Source organism: Shewanella sp. AC91-MNA-CIBAN-0169 (assembly GCF_040310165.1).
Lineage (GTDB): Bacteria > Pseudomonadota > Gammaproteobacteria > Enterobacterales > Shewanellaceae > Shewanella.
Genome location: NZ_JBEOPM010000010.1, coordinates 48,037 through 66,630, shown reverse-complemented (window position 1 = coordinate 66,630; position 18,594 = coordinate 48,037). Strand labels below are relative to the sequence as shown.

17 protein-coding genes are annotated in these 18,594 nt (G+C 41.4%); 9 read left to right on the top strand and 8 right to left on the bottom strand.

Annotated features, from left to right (window positions below; translation table 11 throughout):
- Nucleotides 1–111 precede the first annotated feature (111 nt).
- The 3 genes from AAEY98_RS10515 to ppsA all read right to left on the bottom strand — a co-directional run bounded on the left by AAEY98_RS10515 (nt 112) and on the right by ppsA (nt 6,124).
- Nucleotides 112–567, bottom strand: a complete 456-nt coding sequence (locus AAEY98_RS10515; RefSeq protein ID WP_162023306.1) for a DUF1285 domain-containing protein — start codon at nt 565–567, stop codon at nt 112–114.
- A 9-nt stretch (nt 568–576) separates the two neighbouring features.
- A complete protein-coding gene (ydiJ, locus tag AAEY98_RS10510) occupies nt 577–3,624 on the bottom strand; it encodes a D-2-hydroxyglutarate dehydrogenase YdiJ (RefSeq protein WP_351016893.1) in 3,048 nt (1,015 codons plus the stop codon).
- Between the two features lie 130 nt (nt 3,625–3,754).
- Complete coding sequence (gene ppsA / locus AAEY98_RS10505; RefSeq protein ID WP_101087220.1) at nt 3,755–6,124, bottom strand: phosphoenolpyruvate synthase; 2,370 nt, start codon at nt 6,122–6,124, stop codon at nt 3,755–3,757.
- A 126-nt stretch (nt 6,125–6,250) separates the two neighbouring features.
- On the opposite strand from ppsA, the gene ppsR reads away from it, so the two are divergent.
- Nucleotides 6,251–7,063 (top strand): posphoenolpyruvate synthetase regulatory kinase/phosphorylase PpsR, encoded by an 813-nt coding sequence (gene ppsR / locus AAEY98_RS10500; RefSeq protein ID WP_101086934.1) that lies wholly within the window; start codon nt 6,251–6,253, stop codon nt 7,061–7,063.
- Between the two features lie 206 nt (nt 7,064–7,269).
- A complete protein-coding gene (locus AAEY98_RS10495) occupies nt 7,270–8,334 on the top strand; it encodes a 3-deoxy-7-phosphoheptulonate synthase (protein ID WP_101086933.1) in 1,065 nt (354 codons plus the stop codon).
- A gap of 152 nt (nt 8,335–8,486) precedes the next feature.
- Here the strand turns inward: AAEY98_RS10495 and AAEY98_RS10490 are convergent, their stop codons facing one another.
- Nucleotides 8,487–9,710, bottom strand: a complete 1,224-nt coding sequence (locus AAEY98_RS10490; protein WP_351016822.1) for an HD-GYP domain-containing protein — start codon at nt 9,708–9,710, stop codon at nt 8,487–8,489.
- Nucleotides 9,711–10,100: 390 nt separating this feature from the next.
- Between AAEY98_RS10490 and AAEY98_RS10485 the strand changes: the two genes are divergently transcribed.
- From AAEY98_RS10485 to AAEY98_RS10455, 7 genes are all read left to right on the top strand, one after another.
- The gene (locus tag AAEY98_RS10485) at nt 10,101–10,817 is read left to right on the top strand and encodes an SIMPL domain-containing protein (protein WP_351016818.1); all 717 of its coding nucleotides are present in this window, start codon (nt 10,101–10,103) and stop codon (nt 10,815–10,817) included.
- Nucleotides 10,818–10,821: 4 nt separating this feature from the next.
- Nucleotides 10,822–11,379 carry a SixA phosphatase family protein gene (locus tag AAEY98_RS10480; protein WP_351016815.1) on the top strand — a complete coding sequence of 186 codons (558 nt, stop codon included), beginning with the start codon at nt 10,822–10,824 and terminating at the stop codon, nt 11,377–11,379.
- 96 nt (nt 11,380–11,475) lie between these two features.
- Nucleotides 11,476–11,742 carry a Rho-binding antiterminator gene (locus AAEY98_RS10475; protein WP_351016812.1) on the top strand — a complete coding sequence of 89 codons (267 nt, stop codon included), beginning with the start codon at nt 11,476–11,478 and terminating at the stop codon, nt 11,740–11,742.
- Nucleotides 11,743–11,909: 167 nt separating this feature from the next.
- Nucleotides 11,910–12,347: an acyl-CoA thioesterase gene (locus AAEY98_RS10470; protein WP_101086928.1), complete on the top strand. Its 438-nt coding sequence runs from the start codon at nt 11,910–11,912 to the stop codon at nt 12,345–12,347.
- Nucleotides 12,348–12,529: 182 nt separating this feature from the next.
- The gene (locus tag AAEY98_RS10465; protein ID WP_101086927.1) at nt 12,530–13,192 is read left to right on the top strand and encodes a response regulator transcription factor; all 663 of its coding nucleotides are present in this window, start codon (nt 12,530–12,532) and stop codon (nt 13,190–13,192) included.
- Nucleotides 13,192–13,806 carry a DUF938 domain-containing protein gene (locus AAEY98_RS10460; protein ID WP_101086926.1) on the top strand — a complete coding sequence of 205 codons (615 nt, stop codon included), beginning with the start codon at nt 13,192–13,194 and terminating at the stop codon, nt 13,804–13,806. The genes AAEY98_RS10465 and AAEY98_RS10460 overlap by 1 nt, the downstream gene beginning before the upstream one ends.
- Before the next feature lie 281 nt (nt 13,807–14,087).
- Complete coding sequence (locus AAEY98_RS10455) at nt 14,088–14,933, top strand: D-hexose-6-phosphate mutarotase (protein WP_351016809.1); 846 nt, start codon at nt 14,088–14,090, stop codon at nt 14,931–14,933.
- A gap of 182 nt (nt 14,934–15,115) precedes the next feature.
- Here AAEY98_RS10455 and AAEY98_RS10450 read toward each other — a convergent pair whose 3' ends face one another.
- The 4 genes from AAEY98_RS10450 to AAEY98_RS10435 form a co-directional block, all read right to left on the bottom strand.
- On the bottom strand, nt 15,116–15,289 hold the full coding sequence (locus tag AAEY98_RS10450; RefSeq protein ID WP_351016806.1) for a hypothetical protein: 174 nt from the start codon (nt 15,287–15,289) through the stop codon (nt 15,116–15,118).
- Nucleotides 15,290–15,487: 198 nt separating this feature from the next.
- A complete protein-coding gene (gene ushA / locus AAEY98_RS10445) occupies nt 15,488–17,206 on the bottom strand; it encodes a bifunctional UDP-sugar hydrolase/5'-nucleotidase UshA (protein ID WP_101086924.1) in 1,719 nt (572 codons plus the stop codon).
- Between the two features lie 312 nt (nt 17,207–17,518).
- The gene (locus AAEY98_RS10440; protein ID WP_101086923.1) at nt 17,519–18,187 is read right to left on the bottom strand and encodes an alpha/beta hydrolase; all 669 of its coding nucleotides are present in this window, start codon (nt 18,185–18,187) and stop codon (nt 17,519–17,521) included.
- Nucleotides 18,188–18,317: 130 nt separating this feature from the next.
- On the bottom strand, nt 18,318–18,545 hold the full coding sequence (locus AAEY98_RS10435; protein WP_101086922.1) for a DUF3389 domain-containing protein: 228 nt from the start codon (nt 18,543–18,545) through the stop codon (nt 18,318–18,320).
- Between the last annotated feature and the right edge of the window lie 49 nt (nt 18,546–18,594).

The following is an 18,594-nucleotide window of genomic DNA, read 5'->3' as shown; positions in this document are numbered from 1 at the left end:
GTCAGTGAGATAAATTGACTGTGTTAAGACAAATACTAATGCCTACACTGCAGTTCAACCACACTTGAACAGATTTTAGATTACCATCTCTATACGTTAAGAAAAGCTCTTTTAGTCAAAAGATAAGTATTCATTGATATAACGATAATAACAGGCTCGGTTTAATTGCCCCACCAAGCCTCTGATTAATGGCGCGTATATGCCATCATCTGTGACGATAATATCTGCGATATTAATGGCTGAGAGCTGCGTACCTATGCTGCTGGTAAATATCAACTGACTATCATTTACCTGAACTTCCGTTGATGCAGCTTGATGATAGTCCACCAGCAGGAATGGATAGGCTTCAACGGTGACTTTGACTTTTTCGACCGGGGTGATTAATAAATACTCATTGTCGATACAGTGCAAAATACTACTGAACAAAGCCGCAAACTTTGCAGGCAACGGACTATTGAGGTAAAGCCAATCACCATTAGCTTGAATATGAAACAGCGCTTCATCACTGCAAAGTGCCACACCTTGAGGGTGAGTATACGAACCTAATGCTGCTGTTTCATCTGTCATTATGCTTACCTATCCGAGTAATTTAAGTAACGCTTCAATAGGGTGTTGCGGTTTAAAACCAGCAAAGCGTTTAACTTGGCTACGACATGAATAACCAGATACTAATACTTGGCTATGCTCAGCAATTTTCTCAATGCTTGGTTGCCAAGACATTTCAAATAACTGCTCTGAGCGTTCAAGGTTTTCCAGTTCATGGCCATAGGTGCCCGCCATACCACAACAACCTAAATTAACGCTGCTTAGTTTGGCACCAAAGTGGCTAAATATCGCTTTCCATTCATTAGCCGTATTAGGTTTGGCTGTCGATTCAGTACAATGACTAAACCAGGTGAATTGCGGTGCATCTGTTGCTAAAGCAGATGCTTCACTTCGGTTTACTACTACATCGGTTAACCACTCATTGGCCAATAGCACCTCAAATGGCCCACGACGCTGACCTAAGACCTCTTTGTATTCGTCGCGATAACATAACACTAATGCAGGATCTAACCCCACCATCGGCATGCCAAGGGCATGTACGCGGTTTAAGAAATCGGCACTGTTTTGCGCTGTTTTAGCAAATTTGTCTAAAAAGCCTTTAATATGAGTCGGTTTGCCATTGGGCTTGAATGGCAGTAATACGGGTTTAAAGCCTAACTTTTCGATTAATTGAATAAACCGATAAACCAAACCTGCATCGTAAAAACTGTTAAATGGATCTTGCACTACTAATACATGTTTACTGCGCTGCGCTTGCGGAATTGCGCACAAGGCTTCTAAATCGTAACCACGGCTAGCATGACCATCTAAACGCTGTTTTAGTGTCGGCACGGATAACTTAGGCGCATCGACATAACCAATGGCTTTTTTTATCACCCACTTGCTCAGCGGATTTTGCGAGGCCAAATTGGTTAATTTAGGCATTGCGGCCATCAGTGGTAAGGAATCTTCGATACCTGCAACTAAATAGTCTTTGGCTGGGCGTAAATAGCGTTTGTAATAAATATTAAAGAACTGGGCTCTAAACTTAGGCACATCGACTTTAACCGGGCACTGACCCGAACAGGCTTTACAGGCTAAACAGCCTTTAAGTGATTCCATGACTTCGTGCGAATAATCATAGTCACGCTGGTTATTGAGGGTATTTTGAGTACGCTGCATCCACCCTAGTGGTTTAGATTTTGCTAACGCGTCAACATCAACACCTTCGGCTTCAAGTAAACGTAACCATTCGCGCATTAATCCAGCACGGCCTTTAGGTGATTGCACTCTATCGCCAGTGACTTTAAATGACGGACACATTGGTGAGTAACTGCTGTAATTAAAACATAAGCCATTACCGTTACAGTTCATCACATCTGGAAAAGCATCACGCACTTGAACGGGGATTTGTCGGTCGAAACTGCCGCGTTTGGCGCTGTCGACGTTAAACATTAATGGGCCAGATTTAGGAGGCGCCACTAATTTACCTGGATTTAAGCGATTATCAGGATCAAACAAGCCTTTGATTTGCTCAAGCACAGCATAAAGCTCATCACCAAATACCGCAGGGCCATATTCACCACGGACACCTTTACCGTGTTCGCCCCACATTAAACCGCCATACTTAAGCGTTAAGGCGGCAACTTGATCAGATATCACTTTCAGCAATTGCTCGTCGGCAACATCACACATATCTAATGCTGGTCGCACGTGCAGTACACCTGCATCCACATGACCAAACATACCGTATTGTAAATTATGGCTATCGAGCAGTGCACGAAACTCCATAATATAGTCGGCTAAGTTTTCAGGTGGTACGGCGGTATCTTCGGCAAACGCTAATGGTTTACGACTGCCTTTTGTTGCACCCAATAAGCCAACGGCCTTTTTGCGCATGGCATAGATACTGTCAATATCCGTTCTGTCGGTAATAACTTGAAAACCCACTAAACCAAATTGTTGTTGGCTGAGCTGCCCACTGAGCATCTCTTCTAGCAAAGCGACTTTCTGTTTCACATCGTCATCTTCGCCAGCAAACTCGACCATATTAAGCCCTTCAATGGTCTTATTAGGTACCGCTTTAATTTGCTCGGCAACTGAATGCCAAATAATGTCTTCGCGGGCAAGGTTTAGTACTTTTGAGTCAACCGTTTCGACTACCGTTGCTTTAGCTTGTACCAATGATGGGGCATGACGCAACGCAGATTCAAATGAATCATATTTGATGTTGACCATCATGCGGGTTTTCGGCAATGGGGTCAGGTTTAGCTTGGTTTCGGTGATCACCGCAAGCGTACCTTCTGAGCCCGTTAAAATACGCGATAAATCAAACTGGCTTAAATCATCGTTCCACACATGCTTTAAATCATAGCCCGTTAGAAAACGATTCAATTTTGGAAAACGTTCAATGATGGTGTCACGCTTTACGCGACAAACTTCTGCGACTTGACTGGCAATGCTATTTCCTAGTTGGTTGTCACCAAAAGGTTGCTCAGCCAGTTTGTCTTGGTCGATTGGTGTGGTGGTTAATACGCTGCCATCAATCAGTACACTGGTTATGCCTAACACATGATCGGAGGTTTTACCGTAAACTAATGAACCTGCACCAGATGCATCGGTATTGACCATGCCACCAACAGTTGCACGGTTTGACGTTGATAAGTCGGGACTGAAAAAGAATCCATGTGGACGTAAGGCGTCATTTAACGCATCTTTCACTACACCGGCTTGTACCCTCGCCCAACCTTCCTCGGCATTAATTTCTAGCACTTGGTTTAAGTGGCGTGACACATCTAAAATTAATCCGTGGGTAAGCGATTGGCCATTTGTTCCCGTTCCGCCGCCACGCGCACTAAAGGTCACTTGTTTATATTGTGGTTGTGCCGCTAACGATAACACCAGCTCGACATCTTGTTGATGTAGAGGATATATCACCGCTTGGGGCAAAAATTGATACACCGAATTATCGGTTGCCTGAATAAGCCGCGCACTGTAACGCTTGTCTATTTCACCTTCAAACTCGCTTTGTTCAAGCGCGTCAAGATACTCAAGATAGATAGGTTCTAATGTTTGTTTATGTGATAGCAAAGGTAACATAGAGGACTTATTATTTATTGGCATATTGTAACCATTATAAACAAAAAAAAGCCGCTAAAAAGCGGCTTTTATTACAACTTGATAAAAATACAGGTTGGAGAATAAATAAACCTGTAATTTTTACTCTTATTTAGCCATGTGCTTCGGCTAAATATAACCAAGTGTCAATGACCGTATCAGGATTAAGTGATACAGAATCAATACCTTGTTCAACTAACCATGCAGCAAAGTCGGAATGATCTGATGGGCCTTGGCCACAAATCCCCACATAAGCACCTTTTGCTTTAGCCGCTTTAATGGCCATTGAAAGCAATGCTTTTACTGCATCATTACGCTCGTCAAACAAGTGACTGATGATTCCTGAGTCACGATCGAGACCTAATGTTAACTGAGTTAAGTCATTTGAGCCGATAGAGAAACCATCAAAATGCTCAAGGAACTGATCAGCTAGCAAAGCGTTTGATGGTAGTTCACACATCATAATAACGCGTAAGCCATCTTTACCGCGCTCTAAGCCTTGCTCTTTCAGTAACTCAATGACTTGAGATGCTTCGTTTACGGTACGAACAAATGGGATCATCACTTCAACGTTAGTTAAGCCCATTTGATTACGAACACGTTTAATCGCTTCACATTCAAGCGCGAAACAATCGCGGAATGATTCAGAAATATAACGGCTAGCACCACGGAAGCCCAACATTGGGTTTTCTTCATCTGGCTCGTAACGGTCACCACCCACTAAGTTTGCGTACTCGTTCGACTTAAAGTCAGACATACGTACGATAACTTTCTTCGGATAGAAAGCCGATGCAATAGTGGCAATACCTTCAACTAAACGCGCAACATAAAACTCAACAGGCGAGTCATAACCCGCGATCATTTCGTTGATTTCATTTTGCAGTTCAGCAGTCTGACCGTTGAAATCAAGCAAAGCTTTAGGGTGAATACCAATCATGCGGTTAATGATGAACTCTAAACGCGCTAAACCGACACCTTCGTTAGGCAAACGTGCAAAATCAAATGCGCGATCTGGGTTACCCACGTTCATCATAATTTTCATTGGCAAAGGAGGTAATGTATCAACACGGTTAGTGATGATTTCAAAATCTTGTTTACCTGAATAAATTAAACCGGTATCACCTTCTGCACAAGATACTGTGACGATGTCGCCCGTTTTGATACGGTCGGTAACATCACCACAACCTACTACAGCGGGTACACCTAATTCACGTGCAATAATTGCAGCATGGCAAGTACGACCACCACGGTTGGTCACAATCGCACTAGCACGTTTCATGATAGGTTCCCAATCTGGGTCTGTCATGTCGGTCACTAACACGTCACCGGGTTCAATTTGGTCCATTTGATCAATCGAGGTTAATACCTTCGCGATACCGGTACCAATTTTATGACCAATTGCACGACCTTCACAGATCACGTCACCCTTCGTTTTTAAGTGATAACGTTCAATTAACTGGACATCTTCACGACTACGAACCGTTTCTGGACGAGCTTGAACAATATACAACTTACCGTCGTTACCGTCTTTTGCCCATTCAATGTCCATCGCACGGCCATAATGCTTTTCAATAACCATTGCTTGCTTAGCAAGCTCCATGACTTCGTCATCGTTAATCGAGAAAATACGACGCTGTTCAGCAGAAACATCTTCAATTTTAACTTGCTTGCCATGGCCAGCATCATCAGAGTAAACCATCTGAATCAACTTACTGCCGATATTTCGGCGCACAACAGCTTTATGCCCTTGCGCTAAAATCGGTTTGTGCACATAGAATTCGTCTGGGTTAACCGCGCCTTGTACAACCATTTCACCTAAACCAAAAGATGAAGTGATAAAGACAACGTCATTGTTTCCTGACTCAGTGTCCATGGTAAACATCACACCAGAAGCGGCTTTGTCTGAACGTACCATACGTTGTACGCCAGCAGATAAAGCCACACCTTGATGTTCGTAACCTTGATGAACACGATAAGAAATTGCACGGTCGTTAAAGAGCGAGGCATAAACATGCTTAATTGCTAGCATGACCGCATCAAAACCTTTAACGTTTAGGAATGTTTCTTGTTGGCCTGCAAAAGAGGCATCTGGCATGTCTTCAGCGGTAGCTGATGAACGCACTGCAAATGACGCTTCTTGAGTTTCGCTTGACAACTGCTCGTAAGCTTCACGAATAGCGTCTTCTAATGCCGGCTGGAATGGGGTTTCAATAACCCACTGTCTGATCTGCGCACCTACTTTTGCCAGTTTATTGACATCATCAACATCCAATGTCGCCAGAATGTCAAAAATCTTCTGGTTAACTCCACTTTGTTCAAGGAACTCATTGAACGCATGCGAGGTCGTTGCAAAACCGCCAGGAACTTGAACCCCTGCATTAGCCAGATTGCTGATCATCTCTCCAAGGGATGCATTTTTACCGCCAACCTTGTTTACATCGCCCATGCCTAATTCTTGATACCAGAGTACGTATTGCTGCACAGTTTTATCTCCGCAAGTTTTTATTTCAGTGGCCACTTCACACGAGGGCAAGAGCATCTTACACTCCCATACAACAAGCGTAAATCTATAATTTTATTTGTAATTTTATTACTACAAGAGGTCAGAATGACACCAAAAGTATTCTATATTTCAGATGGGACCGCGATCACAGCAGAGGTTTTTGGACATGCCGTACTTTCGCAATTTCCTATAGAATTTGAAGCACTTACGATTCCATTCGTTGAAACAATTCAGCGAGCTCAAAAAGTTAAGCAACAAATAAATGATTGTTTTATTACAACAGGCGAAAGGCCGCTTGTGTTCCACTCAATCATTAATCCTGAGATCCGCAATGTGATTTTTTCGAGTGAATGTGTCGATTATGACTTTTTGAACACCTTTGTTGCGCCACTAGAACAACACTTAGGGGTACAAGCTAAGCCTTTATTACACCGAACTCATGGTAAAAGTAACCATGGTTATGAAACCCGTATCGATGCGATTAACTACACCATGGAGAATGATGACGGCCAAACCATGAAACACATGGATAAAGCTGACATTATTTTATTAGGCGTGTCTCGTTGCGGTAAAACGCCATCAAGCTTATATCTGTCAATGCAGTTTGGTATAAAGGCTGCAAACTACCCGTTTACTGAAGATGACATGGATAACCTCAAGTTACCTGAAGCATTGAAACGCAACAAATCAAAGCTCTTTGGTTTAACCATCGATCCTCATCGTTTGCATGAGATACGTCAAAGCCGCATGGAAAATAGCCGCTACTCTTCATTAAGACAATGTCGACTTGAAGTGAAAGAAGTCGAAATGCTGTATAAAAAAGAACGTATTCCCTTTGTAAATACCACCAACCATTCGGTTGAAGAAATTGCCACCAAAATTCTTGATATCACCGGTTTAGAACGTCATATGTTCTAATTTATAAACAATCATTTTTTGCATGAAATAGAATGAAAAACCACCAAAAGACGAACTTAACCCAGGTTGATTCGTCTTTGCCTTTTACGGCAATCTGTTTTTTAACCGTTAGAATCCGAGGCTAAGCCTCGCATCTTGAACTTCTTTGGGTATATAATCCCGTTCAATATGATGCAGATGCATCTCACGATTTCTCGGTAATATGCATGACAATTAAAACAGATGAACTCAGAACAACCTTATTAAGCAAAGTTATTTCTCCTGCTCAGTTGGCTTCAGAATATCCATTAACGCAAAATGCTGCAGACTACTTGGTTGCGCAACGTCGTGAAGTAGAAGCAATTATTGCCGGAGAAGATCAGCGCTTACTGGTCATCATTGGCCCTTGCTCAATCCATGACACTAAAGCAGCACTCGAATATGCAGAGCGTTTGTCGGCCTTACATCACGAACTAAAAGATGACTTGTGCATTTTAATGCGGGTGTACTTTGAAAAACCTCGTACCATTGTTGGTTGGAAAGGCTTAATTTCAGATCCAGATTTGGACGGCAGCTTTAGCCCGAATAAAGGCTTGCGTATGGCACGTCAGTTATTACAACAAATCACTGAACTCAAGTTACCTATCGCCACTGAGTTTTTAGACATGGTGAACGGCCAGTACATCGCAGACCTTATTACCTGGGGTGCTATTGGTGCACGTACTACTGAAAGCCAAATTCACCGCGAAATGGCTTCTGCATTGTCTTGCCCTGTTGGCTTTAAAAATGGTACTGACGGTAACATCAATATCGCTGTTGATGCTGTACGTGCCGCACAGGCGCCGCATATTTTTTACTCTCCAGATAAAGACGGCGCTATGGCGGTTTACCGTACCCACGGCAACCCATTTGGACATATTATTTTGCGTGGTGGTAAAACCCCAAATTATTCAGCTGAAGATATTGAAGTTGCACGCGCACAGCTTGAACAAGTGGGCGTAACTCAACGTATGGTGGTTGATTTTAGCCATGGTAACAGTGAGAAACAGCATAAAAATCAGTTAAATGTTGCCGATAGCATTATGGCTCAGCTGCGCAGTGGTAGTACCGCAATTGCAGGTATTATGGCAGAAAGCTTTATGATTGAAGGCAACCAGAAAGTGGTTAAAGACGAACCATTAGTGTATGGCCAAAGTATTACCGATGCGTGTTTGCATTGGGCTGATTCTGAAAAACTTTTACGTGATTTAGCTCAAGCTTCAAAAGAACGTAAAGCCTTGCTAGCACAGTAAGAGCCTCGCTATGGGTTAATGGCTGGCAAAAACAAAGCCAACTAAAATCCTGTTTATATATCGGCTCTATTATTACCGTAACTGTATAATATTGTTTAACAATGCCAGTCCCCAGGACTGGCATTGTTGTTTATACGTCTCTATCAATAACGTTAATCCTCTTCGAGTAAAGATGCTTTTGACAACACAGAAAATTGTTCACTAATGACCATAAAGCTATCGACCAATTTAGGGTCAAAGTGTTTGCCTTTTCCTTCAAGAATCAACGCCATCGCTTCTTCATGACTAAAAGGCCTTTTGTAACATCGTGGTGAGGTTAATGCATCGTACACATCGACTAAGGCTACAATTCTGGCTGACAACGGGATAGATTCGCCTGCTAACCCATTAGGATAACCACTGCCATCCCACTTTTCATGATGGGCGCCGGCAATGTCACGTCCCATTCTTATAAATGTACACTGAGGGGCATACGCTAATAAACTGTTAAGCACTTTTTCTCCAATCACTGGATGAGCCTTAATCTGCTCAAATTCTTCTACCGATAAGCGCCCTGGTTTTAACAAAATATGATCGGCGATACCCACTTTGCCAATATCATGCAAAATGGCTGAGAGGCTAATTTCTTGAATAAAAGCGTCAGTTAACTCTTCTGGAACATGTTCATCGGTTAATCTTTGTTTTGCCAGCATATTGGCATACTGCTGCATTCTAATCAGATGCGCACCGGTTTCATTATCACGATACTCTGCCAATTTAGCTAAGCCCATAACCGTTGCCGTACGAGAGGCTAAAATAGACTCTAATGAGTGAGTTAACTTACCCAATAAATAAGAGGTCGACTGAGTCACTATTGCATTAGTGACGAGAAAGTTAATCACCACTACGTACCAAATTAAGGTTGAAAATCCGTTTATATCAGGCCATACAACAAGCTCATAATGATAAGCGATACCGATTAATAATAACGATATACCATTAGCCACCTGGGCCCATACCGCCATTTTTTCGCCAAGAAGAATACTGCTCAAAGGAGGGAAAACGAATAACCAGAAAAAACCTGCCCCAGAAGGGCCAATAGCGAGTAAAAAACCGATGCCGATACCAAATGCAAGATAACACCCTATGGTAAATTTTTGTGTATCGCTAATTCGTGGATAAAACAAAATGAATAATAATACCCCGTAAGCCACGGTATCAAATAGTGCCATGCCCCAAAGGTTTTGAACAATACACAGATATACGCTGGTGATGTAAATCGGGATACATAACAAAGCCAACACACTAAACAGTCGCGTGAAAATGATCCGACGCCATATTGGTAAGCCATCATCAAAACCATATTGAATAAGCGGTGCTGTTAACCGAGATGACATATTAATTCCTTTTAAAACGATGTAAATCTAACACCATTACATTCCATTAATCGCGTAAACAGACTTATTTAGATGACCGAGTCGTATAAATGTCAGATCGATTTAAATAACAACATGAGTCAGTAATACGCCAACCTAAGTATTGTTGCTAGACAAGCATTAAGCAAAACTAGGATTAAAATTAATCCATAAAACCAATATTCAACTCATATTCGATTATGATTGTCATTAATTTGGGTGCTTACCATTGCCAATAATCCATAATATTAGCGAAAATATTGACGTTTCATGACGGTGTGATGCGACAATTAACACGCTATAACAAAAAGTAACGTTAGCCACAAAGCCAACGCTACTCCATCACTCCCCACCTATAATAAGGATGTTGTTATGCAAAGTTCGTCTCGTAGTGCTGCTATTTTCGGAATATTAATTGCACTGGGCTTAGGCACATTAGGCGTATTACTCAAACAAGCCATTGTTGAGTACAAGTTACTCGACCGCAGCGTCACGGTAAAAGGCCTGGCAGAAAATGAATATCCTGCCGACATCGTCATTTGGCCGATACAATTCACCGCAGCCAATAATAATCTCGATGAACTCTACAAACAGCTTGAAACACAAAACAACCAAGTGGTTAACTTTTTAGCCGAACAAAATATCGATCCCAAAAAGATCACTCTCGCCGCGCCCACTATTACCGATAAATTGGCGCAACAGTATGGTGGAAATCAACCAGTAGAATTGCGCTATACGGCGTCGCAAACCATTACGGTATATTCTAATGACATAGATAAAGTTCGCGGGGCTATGCCTCAATTAACTGAGCTAGGTAAAATGGGAATTGTTTTCTCACAAAATAACTATGATGCCCAAGTCGAATATATTTTCAGCCGCTTAAATGACGTTAAACCGAAAATGATCGAAGAGTCGACCACTAATGCACGTTCAGTTGCTGAAAAATTTGCTACCGATTCACAAAGCCGATTAGGTAAGATAAAAAAAGCGACTCAAGGACAATTCAGCATTAACAATAGAGATAAAAACACGCCATATATTAAACAGGTACGGGTCGTATCTACCATCGAATATTATTTAGCGGATTAACACCATGAAACAATCAATCATTAGAGCCGTTTTCGGCTGTATCAGTTTAATCAGCGCATCACTAATGGCACAAACACCAATCGTTGCTCCGATTGCGCTTAACAATACCGCCGTAAATAGCGATAACAATACTAAGAGCAATCAAGTTATTTTTATTGTCAGACATGCAGAAAAATTTGCTGGAAAAGACCCTAGTTTATCTGCACAAGGACAATTACGAGCCCTGCGTTTAGCTAAAGTACTGTCCAGTACGCATTTAGATAAAGTGTACACAACGGATTATAATCGCACCCGTGAAACGGCCACCGCCGTAACGCAAGATCAGCAAGTGGATTTAAGTGTTTATGACCCACGTGATATGGCGGCATTTACCCAACATCTATTAACTCAACAGGGTAATATTTTAGTGGTCGGACACAGTAATACTTCAACAGATTTAGTTGAAGGTCTCGGGGCAGAAAAACAAATACCCATTGCAGATGCAAGTGAGTTTGATCGCTTATACATAGTGACCCTCAATGCGAACAAGCAAATGGTTTCTACTGTGTTGTTACGCTATTAACGGGTCATTGAAAGTGAGTAATTGATAGCTGGTAAATGATTGTTAGTGAGTAATGGTTTTTAGCAAAATATAGAGCAGACAAAATAGGAGACGGACATGAACCCAATTAAATGTGAGATTTACGATTATATTGAGATCATCTGTTTGTATCGCTATAGGGTCAAACTAACATTAACAGATGGAACCCATCTTCAAGGTCAATTTGATCGAACATTGTATGTCAGTCGCAATCAACAAAAACATGAAGCCATTGCGGGCATTAATCAACAACAGCAAGCGATTGAAGTGATATTAACCGATATCACTTCAATTGATGTTCTCAGCCCAAATGCCTCATTTAGCCATATCTCGTTAATCGAATAGTTTACTCTACCCAACTCATCGGAACATTTACCTTAAAGGCCCGCGAAATTTGGCCCTTGGGTGACTAAACAGGCGCTACGACATCGACAGAGATCCACGCAATACAGTATAATACGCGGCTTTTTTCGCTGAATTCTTTGTTGATCTGCATAACATTAGGTAGTTGTATGTCCCTTGCTCAAAACCCTGCTCAAACTCAAAACCATTTCCCTGATGACATTGCTGCACGTATTGCTCAATCAGAAGCGCGCGTTATAAAGGCTATTTTCCCGTCTAATACCAATCACCATAACACCTTATTTGGTGGTGATGCTTTAGCATGGATGGATGAAACAGCCTTTATCGCCGCCACCCGTTTTTGTCGTAAATCATTAGTGACCGTCAGTTCTGACCGTATCGATTTTAAAAAAGCGATACCCGCAGGCAGCTTAGCAGAGCTGATTGCTAATGTGATTCATGTTGGTAATACATCACTCAAAGTTGAAGTGAACATTTATGTCGAAGATATGTACAACGATCATCGAGAACATGCAATACGCGGAGTATTTACTTTTGTTGCGGTAGATGAAAACAGAAACCCAACCCAAGTGTGGCCACACAATTAATACATCCTTGCTAATGTAGTCAGATAGATGGCTGCATTAGCACTTTATTTACTCGACTAAAGTCTATAATTTTACGGTTTTTATTCAAATCAATCACAATGTGACATAAAGCAATAGAATACTCGATTACTTTTCTGTTACATTGAGTTTATCTTCACGTGCAACATAGAATAAAAAACGCCATGAAGCTCGAAAATTTAAACATCATCATTGCAGATGATCATCCATTATTCCGTAATGCCTTAAGGCTAGCGCTGAGTAATGCGTTTGAACAAACTCAATGGTTTGAGGCCGATAGTGCCGAAGCGTTACAAAGGGTTCTTGATCAAAAAGAGACCCCATTTGACTTAATCCTGCTGGACCTACAAATGCCTGGATCGCACGGTTACTCAACCCTGATCCACCTTAGAACTCATTATCCAGATATCCCCGTAGTGGTGATATCTGCCCATGAAGACATCAATACCATCAGCCGAGCGATACATTATGGCAGTAGCGGATTCATTCCTAAATCTGCGTCAATGGAAGCGTTGGCAGAAGCATTAAATGCGGTGTTATACGGTGATATTTGGTTGCCAAAAGGTACTCAAATCGTGCCAGTTTCTGATGACCCAACCGATAAAATGGCCAGCCGATTATCAGACTTAACCCCGCAACAATATCGCGTGTTACAGATGTTTGCAGAAGGGTTACTCAACAAACAAATTGCTTATGATTTTGGGGTATCAGAAGCAACCATCAAAGCGCATGCCACGGCGATATTCCGTAAACTGGGTGTTCGCAATCGCACTCAAGCGGTGATAGCATTGCAGCACTTAGAAATGGACAGAATTGATATCTCGTAATGCCTCAATCATTATCGCTACAACAGCTGCCTTTTTCACAAGCGTGTGAAAATAATAAACAGCCTATCTTAACCCTATTGGCAGAGTGGTTTGCCAATAGGCAACATATACTCGAAATAGGCAGTGGTACAGGCCAACACAGCGTCTATTTCGCTGAACACCTTCCTCATGTCCGCTGGCAACCAAGTGACCAACAACATTATTTACCTACCCTACAAGCTCGGCTCAATTTGCAAACACAACCCAACTTACAACAGGCAATCGGGCTTGATGTCACTCAACCATGGCCCCTGCTTGTATCTGATATAGATGCCATATTCAGTGCTAACACCTTGCACATTATGAGTAAGCCAATGGTTGAAGCGTTCTTTGCTGGCGTTGGTAGTGTATTGCTTAATTCAGGCTCATTAGCAGTTTATGGTCCCTTTAATTATCAAGGCCAATTTACCAGTGACAGTAATCAACAATTCAATTTATGGCTGCAACACAACAACCCTGATAGTGGTATCCGTGATATTGAATGGATCTGCCAGTTAGCACAACAACAAGGGCTAATACTTCAAGAAGACATCGCCATGCCAGCCAATAACCGTCTGCTACATTTTAGTAAATAACCTCAACTCTACATTAGAGATGGGTTAAATCGATACAGTGTGATGATTTCAAATCTGTAATATCAAAACGCGTTATTTTGCTCACAAGGCGAATTGAACTCGTAATCGCTTATCTATGGCAAGTGATGCAATGCTTGGTACTGAATCAATAGCGGTTTGATGTTTACTTATTGACTAAAGTTGACCGTTAACACCTCTAAATCATCCAAACGATTAGTGACTTACTTGCCAAAAACCTTGTAAGCTATCGACTAGAGTCAAAATACACAAGGACACACACTATGGGTTCGGTTACCACTAAAAGACATCCCAATGGTCTTGATTATGTTGCTGTTGACACAGCACTTTGCCAAGCACGTATTTTTATGCGAGGTGCACAAATAGATCAATTTATACCTGTAGGTAAAGCACCACTATTATGGGTTTCAAGTGCAGATGATTACCAACCTGGTAATGGTATCAGAGGAGGAATCCCCATTTGTTGGCCTTGGTTTGGTATGAGCGACACTCCTGGGTTTCCGCAGCATGGTTTTGCACGAAACAAAACCTGGTCGCTTGAATCAGTCAAAATGCGTAACCAATTAGTAGATTTAGTTTTCACCCTGCCCGCCAGTGAAATGGATAAACAATATTGGCCCCATAATACCCAAGTAAAGGTGCTATTCACCTTAGGCGAAACCTTATCAGTCAGCTTGGTGAATACTAATAATGGAAATGATAACGTGAAGCTTACCCAAGCATTGCATAGCTACTTTCCTATTGAAGATATTCATCAATTGCAAGCGAGTGGCTTTAGCGGGTCACAATACATTGAATTTAGTGAAGGGCCGTTTAAACAAGTCGATGATGTCGTTAAATTTGAACGAGAAACCGACAGGGTTTATACCCTATTAGGTGATACTCAGGAGTTACATACACAAAATGGCACCATTGTAGTCAGTCGCGAAAACAGTCAATCAGCGGTACTTTGGAACCCTTGGATAGACAAGTCGATGCGCCTTTCACGCTTTAATGCAGACGATTACTTAACCATGGTGTGCTTAGAAGCCGCTAACGTGTTGGAAGACTGCGTGGTGTTAGCACCTGGACAAAGTCATACATTAACCACTCATATTGGCTGGAAATAACACACCTAATTGAGTGAGATAAACAGCCATTCAGAGAACGTCATAGCTTTATAATAGAAAAGGCAACCTAGGTTGCCTTTGTTACTTTCAAATATCCATTTACGATTTCAATACTCTGCCCAATACCATCATAAGCAATTCAACAAGCAACCTCTGATAACCGATAACTGTTTAAGTTAATATTAACTAATGCTTCTATTTTTAGATTTTTTAAACAAGCCAAACCAAAAGGCTGTTTCAAGCAATCCACCTGCCACAAAAAAAGTCACCGCTCCCGTTTGGCTACCGGCTAGATAACACGTTAGTGCAAGCACAATTAAAGTGGCTAACAACAATAATCTGTAGGTACCTGTCATATTAATTTCTCTCAATCCTATACATGCACTGTTCAACAATAGTAACAAAACCTATTGATTACATTACCGCTTTATTAAACCACGAGTCAACTAAACTCTCGCCAATAAAAAAGGCAGCCGAAGCTGCCTTTGTTGCAATCTAACCTTAGCTCGGAATAATAAATGGGTACCCCATCTATTAACCTAAATTGAGTTTAATTAGTTTGCAGTAACTTCACAACCTAGTGGGCTGTTTGAGTTTTCATAAACAATGTCACCTATTGGCGCATAGTCAGCGGCAGCAATAGTGCCTTTGTCTTTGAAGAAAGTGTATAACACTTCAGCATCAACATAACCTGTTTGGATTGGGTCTAATGTTGGATAACCGTCACCGCCAGCAGCATTAAAGCTTGGTACAGTGAAGCTATATGAATCAGTGGCACTGTAATCTTTACCATTAATTTCACTGATAGCGACTGTTTGCGCAGTACAATCAACCGTCATTTTCACACCAGTGATTTGGGCATAAGCACCAGAACCACGTTGGAAAGATGCTACAGTATTAAGATACTCAGTGACTTCTGCACCTGTCATAGTGCTCAACGTTACCATGTTGCCAAAAGGCTGCACAGTTAACACGTCACGGTAAGAAATATCACCCGCTTGAATAGAGGCTCGTACGCCACCAGAGTTCATCACGCCGATATCTGCACCCACTTTAGTACGCTGTGCTTCAGCAACTAAACGACCTAAGTTAGTTTGCATATTACGTACATTTGCACGCTCACCGTCTAATAATGCATCTGTAGTAGCAATAATCTCATCAAGTTGGCCTTGACCACGTTCTTGGTAATAAGAAAGTAGTGCTTTTAAATCTGCATCGGCTGTAATTTCATCAGCAACTAAAACTTTAGTTTTGTTACCTTCAGCATCTTCAACCGTTTTCTTCAAATTAACCGGAATTAACTTGTAGCTTGCAAGATGAAGCTCACCGTTGAAATATTCAAAATCAGCACGGCCAACATACTTACCCCATTCATGAGCTTGCATAATGTAAGTGCCATTTTGCATGTCAGGAGTACAAGCGTCACCAGGAGCAAACTCTGCATAGTCGTTAGTATCTGGTTCCATACATACAGGGTTTTGTGAGTGACCACCAATAATGGCACTTAAATCACCTGCAGCTAGTGCGCGAGCTAATGTTACATCGCCAGGAGCATTACTACCATTTTGCGCATCAGCATAGTGACCCATATGAGTCGTTGCGAAAATTAAATCAGCGGTATCTGCAGCTTTAATTTCTGCAATCACTTTAGCTGCTTCAGTTGTTGGGTCAGTAAAGGTTAAATCTTTAATAAATTCTGGGTTACCGATTTTAGCCGTGTCTTCGGTGGTTAAACCGATAACAGCAACACGAACACCGTTAACGTCAAACACTTTATAAGCATCAAAATAACGAGTACCGTCTGCTTTATAAATGTTTGCCGCAAGCATTGGGAAGTTTGCTACTGAACGTTGAGAATCTAATACTGCTAATGGGTTATCAAATTCATGATTACCGACAGCCATTGCATCATAGGCAATTTCGTTCATACCGATAAAATCTGGTAATGCATCTTGTAAATCTGATTCTGGAACACCTGTGTTGATGTCACCGCCAGATAGCAATAACGTTTCGCCACCGTTTGAACTGACTTCAGCACGAATTTGGTCGATCAACGTCTTACGCGCTGCCATACCATATTCGCCATCACTGTTAGACCAAAAACGGCCATGGTTATCATTGGTGTGTAATACTGTGAATATTTTACAATCTGCACCTGCTTCGGCACATGTTGTTGGTGCTACGACTGCTGTATTGTCGTCGTCACTGCCACAACCGGTTAACGCTGCTAGTACAGCCGTTGCGACTAATCCTTTAATTAACATATTTGTCATGATTTACCCCGATGTTATAATTTATATTTTTAAATCCGTGAATTATCCTATTCACGGCCAGAATGATAACAAAGATTGACGGATTTTGATGTCACTTTTATGACAGAATGTGATTTTAAATACACTATTTAACAGCAGCTTACCCTTTAATAATTCCCTGAGAAAAACAATAACCATGTTAACGGGCTTGTTAATGCAAAGTAAAAAAATGACTTAAGCATTTTTACTGCTAAGCCATTTAAATAGATTGGTTTTTTAAATACTACGTAACACCATTGATTATCCCAAAACAAGAACAATACTTATTTTGCATTATTTCAAAACTTGTTGTAACCATTGACCAATATCAACAAGTTGATTAGGTAATACGCTGTGAGCCATAGGATAGGTTTTCCAAACACTCTGATAACCTGCTGTTATCAGAGCATCATGAGCCATTTTCCCCGCAAACATAGGGACTACATCATCTTGCTCACCATGATTTTGGAAGATGGGAGTATGAATATTGGCGTCAGCAAGTTGCTCTGGCAATGCTTCTCCACCAGGTAAATAACAAGATAATGCCATAATACCTGCCAGTTTTTGTTCAAAACGCAGACCGGTAAACAAACTCATGACTCCGCCTTGACTAAAACCCGCTAAGACTATTTTATCTGCTGGTATACCGCTGCTGATTTGATCGACGATTAGCTGACGTATTGCTTGCTCAGACGCCATAACACCTTGGATATCTGCACGGTCATGCAAATCCATGCTTTTGATGTCGTACCATGAACGCATCACAAACCCGCCATTAATCGTCACAGCTTGCTCTGGTGCATGAGGGAAAATAAAACGAATACTATGCTGACTATTTAAGCCTAATACTGGTACTACTGGTGCAAAACCAGCACCAGAATCGCCTAAACCATGTAACCAAATGACACAAGATGTTGCAGGTGATTGCGGTTCAATCACGATTTTATCTAACTGAGCAGTCATATTTATTAATCCTATCAATACAGTCACAATATTAGTGGCTATCTTACGTTAATTGATTTTTAACATCGAACGATTCACGTTTAAACATCATAAATAATCTAGTGTATTCAGATAGATTTATGACTAATGGCTATTGTGCGTGGATCCCGGTGTGATCAAGTAACGCCTCTAATTGCGCTGGATTATCAAGTTTGAGACTCCACCGCACCGTCCCCGCATCGGCAACAATCACTAAACCTTGATGAAAACAGCTAATATCATCTACTGACGCAGCAAGCACCAGTTGACTATCATGAAACCGGCATTGAATCTCATGCACAGTGACAATAATTTTACCCAAAGAAAAATCAATAACCATAATAACTCACTGTAAAAACAAAAATCCCAAGTATTCACTTGGGATTTAT